9 protein-coding genes and 2 pseudogenes are annotated in these 12688 nt (G+C 68.0%); 3 read left to right on the top strand and 8 right to left on the bottom strand.

Features of this window, described 5'->3' with window-relative positions:
• Positions 1-70 precede the first annotated feature (70 nt).
• From ACFY23_RS29530 to ACFY23_RS29540, 3 genes are all read right to left on the bottom strand, one after another.
• Positions 71-1648, bottom strand: coding sequence for an ABC transporter substrate-binding protein (locus tag ACFY23_RS29530; RefSeq protein ID WP_350677528.1), 1578 nt, complete (start codon positions 1646-1648; stop codon positions 71-73).
• Positions 1649-1718: 70 nt separating this feature from the next.
• Positions 1719-2624, bottom strand: a complete 906-nt coding sequence (locus ACFY23_RS29535; protein WP_350677531.1) for an ABC transporter permease — start codon at positions 2622-2624, stop codon at positions 1719-1721.
• The gene (locus ACFY23_RS29540) at positions 2617-3624 is read right to left on the bottom strand and encodes an ABC transporter permease (RefSeq protein WP_350677533.1); all 1008 of its coding nucleotides are present in this window, start codon (positions 3622-3624) and stop codon (positions 2617-2619) included. The genes ACFY23_RS29535 and ACFY23_RS29540 overlap by 8 nt, the downstream gene beginning before the upstream one ends.
• 165 nt (positions 3625-3789) lie before the next feature.
• On the opposite strand from ACFY23_RS29540, the gene ACFY23_RS29545 reads away from it, so the two are divergent.
• Both ACFY23_RS29545 and pepE read left to right on the top strand, forming a co-directional pair.
• Positions 3790-4614, top strand: coding sequence for an IclR family transcriptional regulator (locus ACFY23_RS29545; protein WP_350677535.1), 825 nt, complete (start codon positions 3790-3792; stop codon positions 4612-4614).
• A 43-nt stretch (positions 4615-4657) separates the two neighbouring features.
• On the top strand, positions 4658-5398 hold the full coding sequence (pepE, locus tag ACFY23_RS29550; protein ID WP_350677538.1) for a dipeptidase PepE: 741 nt from the start codon (positions 4658-4660) through the stop codon (positions 5396-5398).
• A 6-nt stretch (positions 5399-5404) separates the two neighbouring features.
• Here the strand turns inward: pepE and ACFY23_RS29555 are convergent, their stop codons facing one another.
• The gene (locus tag ACFY23_RS29555) at positions 5405-7426 is read right to left on the bottom strand and encodes a hypothetical protein (RefSeq protein ID WP_350677541.1); all 2022 of its coding nucleotides are present in this window, start codon (positions 7424-7426) and stop codon (positions 5405-5407) included.
• A gap of 247 nt (positions 7427-7673) precedes the next feature.
• Here ACFY23_RS29555 and ACFY23_RS29560 point away from each other — a divergent pair.
• Positions 7674-7889, top strand: a pseudogene (locus tag ACFY23_RS29560) (hypothetical protein); the annotation flags it as partial.
• A 133-nt stretch (positions 7890-8022) separates the two neighbouring features.
• Here the strand turns inward: ACFY23_RS29560 and ACFY23_RS29565 are convergent.
• The 4 genes and pseudogenes from ACFY23_RS29565 to ACFY23_RS29580 form a co-directional block, all read right to left on the bottom strand.
• On the bottom strand, positions 8023-9363 hold the full coding sequence (locus ACFY23_RS29565) for a low temperature requirement protein A (protein ID WP_350677543.1): 1341 nt from the start codon (positions 9361-9363) through the stop codon (positions 8023-8025).
• 1000 nt (positions 9364-10363) lie between these two features.
• Complete coding sequence (locus ACFY23_RS29570) at positions 10364-11527, bottom strand: hypothetical protein (protein ID WP_350677546.1); 1164 nt, start codon at positions 11525-11527, stop codon at positions 10364-10366.
• Positions 11454-11987: a SigE family RNA polymerase sigma factor gene (locus tag ACFY23_RS29575; protein WP_350677548.1), complete on the bottom strand. Its 534-nt coding sequence runs from the start codon at positions 11985-11987 to the stop codon at positions 11454-11456. The genes ACFY23_RS29570 and ACFY23_RS29575 overlap by 74 nt, the downstream gene beginning before the upstream one ends.
• A 363-nt stretch (positions 11988-12350) precedes the next feature.
• A pseudogene (locus ACFY23_RS29580) lies at positions 12351-12506 on the bottom strand (IS110 family transposase); the annotation flags it as partial.
• Between the last annotated feature and the right edge of the window lie 182 nt (positions 12507-12688).

Below are 12688 nucleotides of genomic sequence, written 5' to 3' on the forward strand. Positions count from 1 at the left end.
TGGAGATGGCGTGCCGCCGGGCGTGTCGGGTTGGCGGCGGGCCCGGCGGCACGCCTCTCCTACTTCGGCGTCAGCCCTTGTTGCTCATCTGGAAGAAGCGGATGATCCCGTCGGGGTAGGAGGTGTACCCCTGCACGCCCTCGCGCTGCGCGACGACGATGTTGTACTCGTACAGGTACGCCCACGGCGCCTGGGTGTTGATGATCTCCTGCGCCTTGCCGTACAGGTCGTTGCGGACCTTCTGGTCCGGCTCGGTCGCGGCCTGCTTCCAGAGGTTGTCGACCTCGGTGTTGTGGAAGTTGGCGTAGTTGCTCGTGCCGTCGCTGGTCAGCAGGAGGCCGAGGTGGTAGCCCGGGTCGTTGACGAAGGAGGTCCAGCGGGTGATGTAGCTCTGCACCTTCTTCGTGGCGAGCGCCTCGAGGAACTGCGGGCGCGCCATGTTGTTGATGTTCATCGTCACGCCGATCTTCGCCAGCTCGGCCTGGATGAGCACGGCGGAGTCCGACCAGTCCTGGAAGCCGCTGCCGAGGGTGAAGTCGAAGCTGAAGCCGTTGGGGTAACCGGCCTCCGCCAGCAGCGCCTTGGCCTTGTCGAGGTCGTACGAGTAGGCATTGCCGGCGGCGCTGAAGCCCGGGGTCGAGCTGGCCACGGACGAGCGCATCGGCGACGCCTGGCCCTTCATGACGTCGTTGATGAGCTTGTCGTACGGGATCGCGTACGAGACGGCCTGACGGACCTTCGGGTTGTCGAACGGCTTGATGGCGTTGTTCATCCCGAAGAAGAGGACCTTGTTGCTGGCCCGGGAGTCGATCGTGATGCCGGACTGCTTCGACAGCCCGTCGACGTCCTTGGCCGGCACCTCGAGCGCGATGTCGACCTCGCCCTTGCTGAGCAGCTGGACGCGGTTGCTCGCCTCGCCGATGAACTTCGTGTTGATCTTGCGCAGGGCCGGCTTCTCGCCCCAGTACGTGTCCTTACGCTCGAGCACGGCCTCCGTCGCCGGGTCCCACTTCGTCAGCCGGTAGGGGCCGGAACCCGCGGTGTTGGTGTCGAGCCACTTGCTGCCGCCCTCGGCGTTGACCTTGTCGATGTTGATGATCGAGAACGAGTACATCGGCAGGATCTGGAGGAAGAGGTGGTTCGGTGCGGTGAGGTCGATCTTCACCGTCTGCGGGTCGACCGCGGTCACGGTGTCGATGCCGGCCATGCCGTAGAGGAAGCTCGCCGAGCTCGACTTCTTGATGAAGTCGAACGACTTGACGACGTCGTCGGAGTCCAGCGGCGAGCCGTCCTCGAACGTCACGCCCTGCCGCATCTTGAAGGTGTAGCTCTTCGAGTCGGCACTCACTGCCCACGACTCCGCCAGCATCGGCACGATCGTGTCCGTCTTGGCGGTCGGCTTGCCGTCCACCGTCGTGCGGTCGTACGTGACCAACTGGTCGTAGGCCGCCACGACGAACGTGTCGGAGGTGACGTCGTTGGCCTCGGCGGGGTTGAGGGTCTTGCCGCCCTCGGAGTAGGCGACGACGAGGGTGTCCTTGCCGGCCCCGTCGGCCTGCGAGGAGCCGCCCTGATTGGCGTTGGCTCCACAGCCGGCTGCGAGGAAGGTGGCGGCGACCGCGGCGGCCAGGGTGGCGCTGCGCTTCACGCTGTTCTCCTTCAGGTCAGGGTGGGGGATGGGTGGGCGGGCTGGCGTCTGTGGCAGGGTCCGCACCGGGTCATCGGCTCGTCCGCAGGCGCGGGTCGAGGACGTCGCGAAGGCCGTCGCCGATGAGGTTGAAGCCGAGAATCGAGGTGGCGATGGCGATGCCGGGGAAGAGGGTCATCCACCACTCGCCGCTGATGATGTAGCCACGGCCGTCCGAGATCATGACGCCCCACTCCGGCGTCGGCGGCTGGGCGCCGAGGCCGATGAAGCTGAGCGAGGCGGCCGTGAGGATCGCGTAGCCCATGCCGAGGGTCGCTCGGACGAGGATCGGGGCGACCGTGTTCGGGACGATGTGGCGGATGAGGATGGTCCGGTCCCGTAAGCCGATGGCGCGTCCCGCCTCGACGAAGTCACGCTCCCGCAGCGAGCGGGTCTGGCTGTAGACGATGCGGGCGAACTCGGGGATGCCGACCACACCCACGGCAACCATCGCGCTCGCCAGGCCAGGGCCGAGGGCCGCGGCGATCGCCATGGCCAGCACGAGCGACGGGAAGGCGAGGAGCACGTCCATCACCCGCATGAGCACCGCGCTCACCGCGCCGCCGACGAAGCCGGAGATGGCGCCGATCGGGACACCGATCAGCAGCGAGATCCCGACAGCGATGAGGCCGGTCCAGAGCGAGATCCGTCCGCCGGCGAGAACCCGGGCGAGGATGTCGCGGCCGAAGTTGTCCGTGCCGAAGAGGTGTGCGCTGGAGGGTGGCTCCAGGAGCCCGCCGGCTCCGGTCTCGGTCGGCGAGTACGGCAGCAGGTCGGCCGCGAGAGCGCCGATGGTCCAGATCGCGATGAAGACGAGACCGACCATCGCCAGGCGGTTGCGGATCAGGAGGCGCCAGGCGGTCGTGGGCCTGGGTTCCGCCCGGTCGGCCGACGCGGCCCGGTGGCCCCTCGCGGTGGCGGACAGGGTGTCAGGCATTCTCGATCCTCGGGTCCAGGCGGCCGTTGATCAGGTCGACGCAGAGGTTGACCGTGAGGTAGACGACCGCGGCGAGCAGGGTGAAGGCCTGGACCGGCGCGTAGTCGGTCGCGAGGACGGACTGGACGACGTAGGCACCGATGCCGGGCCAGCTGAAGACCGTCTCGGTGATGACCGCGCCCCCGAGGAGCTGGCCGAACTGGAGGCCCACGACGGTCACGATCACGGGGGCGGCGTTCTTCAGCGCGTGCTTGAGGATGACCCTGGCCGGCGGCAGGCCCTTGGAGCGGGCGGTGCGCACGTAGTCCTGGTTGATCACCTCGAGCATCTCGGACCGGGTCATCCGGGCGATGATCGCCGTGCTCCCGGTGGCGAGGCACATGGCCGGCCAGATGATGTGCGCCAGCGACGACTTGAGTGCGACGACGTCACCGGTCAGGAGCGAGTCGAGGACGTAGAGCCCGGTGATCGACGTCGGGGGGTTCACGTCCTGGGCGATGCGGCCCAGCGGAGCCGGCTCCCACCCGAGCTTGTTGTAGAAGACGAAGATCACGATGAGGGCGAGCCAGAAGAGCGGCATCGACGCCCCGACCAGCGAGAAGATGCGGCTGGCGTGATCGATGGGCCGGTCGCGACGCGTGGCGCTGATGACCCCGATCGGGACTCCCACGAGCAGTGAGATGAGGATCGCCACGATGGCGAGCTCGACCGTCGCCGGCAGCCGGGAGGCGAAGTCCGTGAGCACGGGCTGCCCGGTGTGCCACGCGAACCCGAAGTCGCCGGCGAAGAGGCCGCGCACGTAGGAGACGAACTGGGCGACCAGTGGCTGGTCGAGGCCCATCTCGGCGCGGATCTTCTCGACGGTCGCCGGGTCAGCCTGCTCCCCCGCGAGAGTTCGGGCCGGGTCACCGGGCAGGACGCGGGTGAGAAGGAAGATGCAGAGCACGACGCCGAGGAGCGCCGGGATCATCGCGAGGACTCGTCGCACCACGTGGTTCACGGCCACCTCCAATCTGCGCTTGTTGGGTCTGACCTGGTCTCGGCGCCACCCAGGATTCGCGTGTCCGCCACCCCCGTGCAATATCTTCTCTGTATATGAGAGGGCGTCCCGAGTCGGATCAGGGTGCGGTAGGTTCTCACACGTCCCACCCATCCCGGAGGACCCATGTCAGACAACGGCCCTCGCCCCCGCTCGCCGCTCCAGACCGTGGACCGCGCCCTGGAGGTCCTTCTGTCGTTCACCGAGCGGCGGCGCGACTGGGGTGTCATGGAGCTTGCCGAAGCCTTCGCCATCGACAAGTCGACCGCGCAGCGGATCCTCGCCGCGCTCGCCGCGCGCGGCTTCCTCAACGCCGATCCGGTCACCCGGCGCTACAGCCTCGGGCCGACGATGTGGCGGATGGCCGCCGTCTGGGAACGCACGGGAGGGCTGGCCACCCTGGCCCAGCGGGTGCTCGAGCCACTCGCCTTCCAGACCGATCGCACCGCCATCTTCGCCGTCCCGGACGGGCTCCACGTCCGCTGCGCCGCCGCCGTCAACGGCGGTGAACCGCTGCGCAGCCATCCGCTCGTCGGCGAGCTGTACCCGGCCAACGCGGGAGCCACCTCCCGCGCCTACTTCGCCTTCCTCGACAGCAACGAACGACGCGCCCTCATCTCCGGTCGCGTCTTCGCAACATTCACCGAGCTGACGAAGGTCGACGAGCACGAGCTCGAACGGTTCTTCGTCGAGACCGTCGCGCAGGGCTACGCCTACTCAGAGGGCGAATACGACTACGCCACAAGGGCGCTCGCCGTCCCCATCATGCTCAGAGGACGACCCATCGGCTCGCTCAGCCTCGGCGAGAGCAAGTATCCGGCGCGTCCAGACGACATCCGGGACCACCTGCCCGCGCTGAGGGCCGCCGCGGAGCAACTGTCCGCCCTGCTCGACAACCGGGCGCACTCGGCCGTCGTAGCCCGGCAGACCAAGGTGACCCGAGCCCACTGAACGCCGCGCCGACGAGCCAGATCGGCCGCACCGAGGAGACACCATGACCCAGGCCCACCAGAACCTCCTGCTTTTGTCCAACTCGACAGCCCCGGGGCGGGCCTACCTGGAGCATGCGCGCGACGCGATCCTCCAGGCCCTCGACGGCACGCGCTCCATCGTGTTCGTCCCCTTCGCACTAGCGGACCACGACGGCTACACCGACACGGTCCGTCGGGCCATGGAGCCACTCGGCATCACCGTCCGAGGAGCGCACGAGGGCACGCCACGCGACCTGGTCGCCGACGCCGAGGCAGTCTTCGTCGGCGGGGGCAACACCTTCCGCCTCGTCAAGGCCATCCACGAACTCGGCCTGATCAGCGTCGTGCGCGCCCGGGTGTCCGAGGGGATGCCCTACATCGGGTCGAGTGCCGGCACCAACGTCGCGACGCCGAGCCTGCGTACGACGAACGACATGCCCATCGTCCAACCGCCGTCCTTCGAGACGTTCGGCCTCGTGCCCTTCCAGATCAACCCCCACTACCTCGACCCGGACGCGGCCTCGACCCACCAGGGTGAGACCCGGGAGGAGCGGCTCACACAGTTCCTCGAGGAGAATGACGTCCCGGTGCTCGCCATGCGCGAGGGCACCTGGCTGCGAGTGCGAGACGGTTCGATGTGGCTCGATGGCGTGGCCGCGGGCGCGCGAGTCTTCTGCCGAGCCGCCGAGCCGGTCGAGGTTACGAGCGGCACCGATGTGACCTGGCTCGTCGAGAGGGTGGGCTCGTTCGACATCGGCCGTTGAGGTCGATCAGTCGAACGTCCTGGGACACACGAGACGGGCACCGGCCAGGTCACCGAGGTGATCGGCTGACTGGGTATTCAGGACTCCACCGGCGACCAGGGCGGAGGTCAGATCCTGCTCGACGGTGGTGGCGTCGGTCAGGCGCAGCATCCTCCAGCCGTTGGCCACCGCCCAGTCGTTCTTGATCCGGTCCCGACGTCGTACGCCATCGAACAGCGCGACGGCCTCCGCCTGCGACATCGATCCCCAGCGGACCGGCTGACTGTGCTGCGGCCCGTCGAACTCGATCAACATCCGGTGTTCGACGAGCGCGAAGTCGAAGACGAGAACCCTGACGTCTCGGCAGTCGTGGTCACGCCACTGGTGCTCGTACTCCAGCCCGAGTGTGGTGAGGAGGCGAGCGACCGCGATCTCACCCTTCGACGTCGAGCATCGGCGGCATCCGCTCCCACCCAGATGAACTGGCGGGATCTGCGTGAACGGGCCGTGCCGACGGCAGATGATGGCGACCGGTGTCATCGCGTTGCGGTAGTCGACGTCGGAGTAGTCGTATGTGTCGCCGTGAACAATCTTGGCGCGGGCGACGAAGAGGTCGGACGTGCCAGCGATCGCGATTCGGCGCGCTTCGACAGCGCACGACGGGCAGCCACTCCCGTTGAGGTGGCTGGCCGGCGTCTGCTGGAACTCACCATGGTCGCGGCACAGGACCGTCACCTTGACGTGCGAGCCGGCGAACGTGACCCGGGAGTAGTCGAACCGGCTGCCATGGACGACGAAAGCCCGGTCGAGAAACGAGTCGAGGTTGCCGGCCCGCGCCAGCGAGATGCCCCGGAGGCCGCACTCGGGGCAGCCCCGACCGCTCAGATGGGAGTTGGGCACCTGGTGGAACGGGCCATGCTCAGGGCAGACGATCGTGACCTTCACCTGGCTGCGCACGTAGTCGACCTGTGAGTACTCGTACCTCTCACCGTGGACACGCCGCGCCTCCTCGACGAAGGACTCCGTCGTATCCGCGTTTGCCGTGCCGATCGTCTGGTGCGCGCACCTGGGGCAACCGGCGCCGACCAGGTGGCTTGAGGGGGTCTGCTGGAACGGGCCATGCTCGCGACAGCGGATCGTGACCTTCGTCTGGCTGTGCAGGTACTCGACCTGCGAGTAGTCGTACTGCGCGCCGTGCACCAGAAGCGCCTTCTGCACGAAGGACTCGGCGGTGTCGGTCTGCGCCCGGGTGATGGCCTCCTGCGCGCAGCTTGGGCAACCGCTGCCACTGAGGTGGCTGTTCGGGGTTTGCTGGAAGTCACCGTGGGCCAGGCAGCCGATCGTGACCTTGAGTTGCGCCTTGACGTACTCGACCCGCGAGTAGTCGTAGGTCTCGCCGTGGACCGCTCGTGCCTTCCGAACGAACTCCTCGGTTGTGCTGGTGAGCTTCTGGGCTCGCTGCGCGATGCCGCACGCCGGACAGCCAGCCCCGCCGATGTGACTTGCCGGTAACTGCTCGAACGGGCCGTGCTGAGCGCAGATGATCGTCACCTTGGTCTCGCTGTTGACGTACCGCACCCCGGTGTACTCGTACCGGTCGCCGTGCACCTCAGCAGCCGCGGCGAGGAAGGCCGCCGTCGTGCCTGTTCGGGCTAGGCCGCGTTCCCGGTCGGCACATCGCGGGCAACCCCCGCCGGCCATGTGAGTCTCCGGCCGCTGCTGAAATGGCCCATGATCGCCGCAGAAGATCGTCACTGGGGTGCGATTGTTGACGTACTCGGCCAGTGAGTAGTCGTATCGATCGCCGTGGGCCCGGCGCGACCTGTCGATGAAGCGCGGGGTCGTCAGCCGGACCCGGCCTCCGCAGGAGGCGCACCCCTGCCCGGAGAGATGCTTCGCCGGCGCCTGTCGGAACTCGCCGTGCTCGGGGCAGATGATGGTCAGCTTGGCCTGGCTGTTGGCGTACTGAACGAGCGAGTAGTCGTATCTGTCGCCGTGCTTCTCACGGGCCCGGGCGATGAACTCGGCACCGGTGAGTCGTTCTGCCACGGGCCTACCGTAGTGGCTGATGCTAACCATGAAAGAGCGCGCGGATGCTCGGCGAGAATCCGAACGCCGATCCCTGGAACTGACCCGGTTTGACGAGTATCCCTCGACCGACGCTGCGCCATCGCGGTGACCGCTTTACCTGGTCCGCCTGCACGGGCGCGCTGCGCCACCGCCACGCCCGAGAGTTTCTCATACCGAGCTGGCAGCTTCAGCTTGACTTCAACCGAACTTGGTATCGCAGGCTCACGAGCCGCGCGTCGCCGAACTTGGCCAGGTGCTCGCCTACTGGGCCGCTCGTTGGCAACCTCTCGCACCGCCCGGGGCCGGACCGTACCCGACGACCGACGCGCGGTCCGCGCTCGACGCAGTACCCCGCGTACCTGACCAGCGCTCCGGCATCCGGGCTCGCCTCGCCCAGCTGGCCGACCTTGCCGCCTGGCCGTCAGCAGCCGGCGCAGTGCCGGGCAACAACAAGGAGGACGAAGTAACCCGGCTCGCCAGCATCGATCTTTGGTCACAAGTCTGCTACGTATCGTCGTCCGGTGCCCGCTGCCCCGCGCCGCGCCCTGATCGCCCTCACGGTCGTCGACGTCTGCTCAAACCTGCATCCGGTCGGCCAGGCCCGACTCGCGCAGGCGGCGGCGCTGCCCATCGGCCACGATGACCTCCACGACGATCAGAATGAAGGAGACAGCCGCCAGCAGGCCCAGCGCGCCGACGGCCGATATCCGCCGTGCGACAGGGACGAGCGCGGCCAGCACCAGAACGGCGGCCACCCGGGTCCAGATGATTGTCCTCATCGTGTGGGCGATCCGCAGCTGGTAGGCGACGTTGGCCAGGAGGAAGAGGGCTATCCCCCCGTAGAGGCCGAAGAGACCGATGGCGGAGAGCCGTTCGTCGGGGTGGTGCCCTTCGATGCGGCCGACGTTCTTGACGAGCTCGCGTATCCCGAGAGCCGGCAGAAGGATGCCGGCGACCATGGGGAGGTGCAGGTAGCTGTAGGCGTCCCGGGCGAGGGCGAATCTGGTCTTCGGGTCGGCCCGCTCGAGGACCTGCTCACCGACGAGCGCCACCACGTCGAAGTAGGTCCAGAGCAGCGCCCCGGTGACGGTCATGGCCAGCATGACGGCGAACAGGAGCTGCCAACTGAGCGACACGTTGGAGCTGGCCGTTCCGATCGAGATGATGTTCTCGCCCACGGCCACGATCAGGATCAACCCGTACCGCTCGCACCAGTGCCGGGCGGAGAAGATGCCGATCTCCCAGACGGGCAACGTGAAGCTACCCACGTAGTCCACGAGCACGGCCAGTAGCCAGAGGAGGGTCACGGCGATGGCGACCTGTCGCTGGTCGGTGAGGAGTCGGTGTGGCACGAGTGCGGCACAGAAGAGCAGGGCGGTGCTGGCGACCATCGGCACTGCGGGCACCAGGATGTGCCGGGCCAGGTGCTGGGCCGAGACGGCGTACGCGTACAGCGCCAGGTGCAGCGAGCGCACAAGGAAATAGCAGGTGGGGAAGACGAGCGGGCCGTACAACCCGCCGGGCCGGTCGGTGAACGCGACGAGGGTCGACAGCGCCATCACGAAAGTGATCCCGGTGACCACGAACAACCCGAACCGCATCACCCCGAAGCTGGCCTGCAGGTTGTTGCTCAGCCACGCGAAGGCGCCCCAGGACCACCAGAGCAGGGCCAGCACGAGCATTCCGCGAAGCACGCCCTGAGGGGTGTAGTCGCTCAGGATCAGCGCGATGAGCTGGACGAACGCGAACACGAAGACCAGGTCGAAGAACAGCTCCTCGGTGGCCGTCCGGGTGCCTTCGCGTACCCGCCGCCTGCCGAGCAGGCTGGCGACGGCGTCGCGCAGGTGCTCGCGTACCGGCGTGCGCCCTGCGGTCTTTCGCCTGTCACCTCCGGCCGTCGGTCGTTCCTCCGTCACCGCGCCAGTCTGACAGTACGCCTGGCTCGGAATAGCCTGTTTCGTACCGGTCAGCCGGATTCTATGCGGGTCGGCCGGGTGGCGCCGACGGAACGGTGGTTGGCGCTGCGGTGAAGGTCGTCCTGGGTTCCGCTCTGGCCGTACGCCACGGCGCCATCCCACCCACCTCGGCGACACCGGCTGGCTGCGCAAACCTCGCCGCACGGTCGTAGCCCCTCTCCGATGAGCACCTCCAGGCCACCCGTACGGCGATCCGCGAATGGCAGCGACCGGTCCCGGTAAGGCCGGACCTCGGCACACCCGGCGACCTGGCCGACATCGTCGACCTTCGCCGCCGAACGCCCCACCCGACGATCTGCGCACGCTGGTCGCCCTCAGTAGCCAGCGGGCTGGCCACGTCCGCCGGCTTGCATGTACTCGTGGCTGTACAGCCAAGCGCGCCGACCATCGACTACGTAGACCAGCCATGACTTGGCGAGGCTCGGACTGGAAGGGCACGCCAGTCAGGCTGCGAAGATCCGGCGGTGCCCTTCTCGGCTCGTCACCTTGAGCGTGGCAGGCGGCGCCGCGGGGGACGGCCAGATCTGCAGCAGATACTCGTCAACAACGTCGAGTACTACCGCCTCGGCTGCCCCCACTGCCCTACCCGCCTGGCGATCGTCATTGGCGACTATGGGCACTACTCGGCGATCGGCGACTACAACGACGGCGAACACTCACCACGTTCCGCTCCATCCGGCCGCGCCTACCGACCTGACGGGGATAGGCCGATGGATGTACGACACCGCGGTCGCTGGGGGCGACATGACCCTCGCCGACAGGCTCACTGGCTGCACCCGAAGTGGGATGTCACACCTGAGGGAGAGGATCTTCGACAGCTCACCCGACACAACGAGGGCGGGTGATGTCTCGCGGTCAGGCGTTCCACCGCACGTCGTAGCAGACCGACGGAGGCCACAGCAACCGCGGCGAGGCCGCCGGAATCGGCCTCGCCGATAGCTCACGGTTTGTCGATCAGCTCGGCCAGTGCGGCGTCGCCCTGCGCCATCACCGGACCGCCCGGGTAGCGGACCCAGCCGACCACCATGATCCGGTGGCAGCCGTCGAGTTCGACGTACGTCTCCGGGTCGCCCCCGGTCGTGGACCACAGCAGAGCGAACCGGCTGGCCCGCGCGCTGCACGGCTCGGCCGGTCCGGCAGCCTTGAGGGCTTGCTCGATTGCCGTTCGACGGTCCGCCGGCAGCACCGTGCCGTGCACAAAGTTACCGGTTCCCGACTCACTCTTCAGCACCTCGTAGACGCAGAGGCGGATCTGGCGGTCGGCGGGGAAGGGCTCCGGCAGGGCCTTGCGGGGGGCGTCGGTCTTCGGCGTGGCCTGCAGCGCGATCACGTCCTTCCAACGCTGTTCGCAGCCGGCCGCGGCCGCCTCTGCAGACACGAGTTCGGCCACCTTCCGAGTCGCCACGGTGGTCAGCGGCAGTGCGCCGAGGGCCTCACGTACCTCGGGCCGGGGCTTGCCGCAGCGATCGACAGGAAGGTCGGGCCGCACCCACCGACCGTCGGCGTCGACCAGCGCGAGCCAGGGGAGCACCACGGCCTCCGCGGTGCACGGTCCCTCGGTCGGCGGCTCGTCGGGCAAACGAAGCGCGGTGACGAGGGCATCCACGTTGACGGCACGGCGTTCCGTCGCCACCCTGTCCTGCCCGCCATCGGGGCGTTGCTGCGTCTCCAAGTCGCAGATGACGGCCGCGACCGGGGCGAAGTCGCCATCGAGCCGGGGCAGCGCGACCGCATCCCCGGCTCCGATCCTCTGGCCGGCCGTGGTCATCTCCGGTGCGGCGTCGGCGCACGAGGTCCAGCGCCCTTGTCCGCCGGGGTCGCCCGCCGTTCGGAGTGGAGGGGCGTGGTTGCCGGTGATCATCTGCTCCCCTCCGACGCCGAGCGCAACGGCCATGGCCACGGCGAGCACGCCGCTTCCGACCAGGCGCCGCCGGCGCCGGCGGACCCGCGCCGCCACCGCGCCAACCCGATCCATCGGCGGCGTCAGCCGAGGAACAGCGTCGGTCAGCAGGCGCTTGATGTCCTCATCTTCATGCGTCATTTCGTGACCTCCAGGCGGCGAGCAGCTCAAGATTCGGATCGGTACGCAGAATCCGTAGGGCACGGGAGGCCTGCACCTTGACGGTGTTGTGCGAGCAGCCGAGCACTTCCGCTGTCCGCTGGACCGTCAGGTCCTCGACGTAGCGGAGCACCACGATCGCCCGCTGCTGCCGGCTGAGCCGGGCCAAGGCGCGGCGTACCGCGTCCCGGTTGGCGGACTCCCCGGCTATGTCGCCGTGCTCGGACTTGTCCGGTGGTTGGCTTGGAATCTCGCTGCGCCAGTGCCGCCGCCACCAGGACACATACGTGGTGAACAGCGCCTTGCGCACGTACGCCTCGGGATGCCCGACAGTCGTAATCGTGGCCCAACGCCGCCAGACGTCCGCCAGGACCGTCTGTAACAGGTCCTCGGCCCGCCCGGCGTCACCGGTAAGCAGCCAGGCCGAACGCAGCAGCGCATCGGAGCGCGCCGCCACGAACGAGGCGAAGCCGTCCGGCGGTGTCAGTTCCCGGGGTCGTTGCATGTGTATGTGTACCTCCCATCACATGAACGCGCTGGAGGGACGGTGCGGTTAACGCACGAGCCGATCGAATCTGCACCCGCGCAACAGCGTTGAGCCCAGGCTCACCGGGTGGGGAGGCGAGAGGCCGCTGCGGATCACCTCGCCGGGCACCACAAGGGCTACCAGCTTCCCGGAAGGGGCCAAGGTCGTTCGGTCCCGTAGGGCTCCACCTTGTCCCCGTCCCGGGAGGCTGGAAGGTCGGACGACTGCCCGACGAGGAGATCCGCTCAGTTTGCCGGACCGGCCGCTTTGCCTACCAGAGGTTCTGGCCCGACCGAATCGCAGCGGGACCAGCCGCTCCGGGCGCGCTTGCTGCCCACCAGGTCAATTGCGTGGGGCCGGTGGTTGGAGTTGGAAGCACCGGTTGTCGCGGAACAGGGCCCACAGCACGTCGACGCGGCGGCGGGCGAGGGCGATCAACGCCTGTTGGTGTTTGCGTCCCTCGGCGCGTTTGCGCTGGTAGTAGTCCCGGTCCGGACCGTTCATGCTCGAACGGTTACGGATGTTCCCGCTACCCCGAACAGCAGGACCATGCTTGTCGTAGCCGACATGACCGGTGATCTCACCGTCCAACGCCGACTTGAGAACCCGCTTCGTGAGCTGATGCAGCAGCCCACCCCCACCGGTGAGCTTCAGCCCGTCACCACGAGCCCGATCGGCCA

This window comes from Micromonospora sp. NPDC000121 (assembly GCF_042899165.1).
GTDB lineage: Bacteria > Actinomycetota > Actinomycetes > Mycobacteriales > Micromonosporaceae > Micromonospora.

Coding starts and splice junctions, on each gene's coding strand:
- ACFY23_RS29535 (WP_350677531.1), bottom strand. CDS start 2,624: ATGCCTGACACCCTGTCCGCCACCGCGAGGGGCCACCGGGCCGCGTCG.
- ACFY23_RS29545 (WP_350677535.1), top strand. CDS start 3,790: ATGTCAGACAACGGCCCTCGCCCCCGCTCGCCGCTCCAGACCGTGGAC.
- pepE (WP_350677538.1), top strand. CDS start 4,658: ATGACCCAGGCCCACCAGAACCTCCTGCTTTTGTCCAACTCGACAGCC.
- ACFY23_RS29575 (WP_350677548.1), bottom strand. CDS start 11,987: ATGCAACGACCCCGGGAACTGACACCGCCGGACGGCTTCGCCTCGTTC.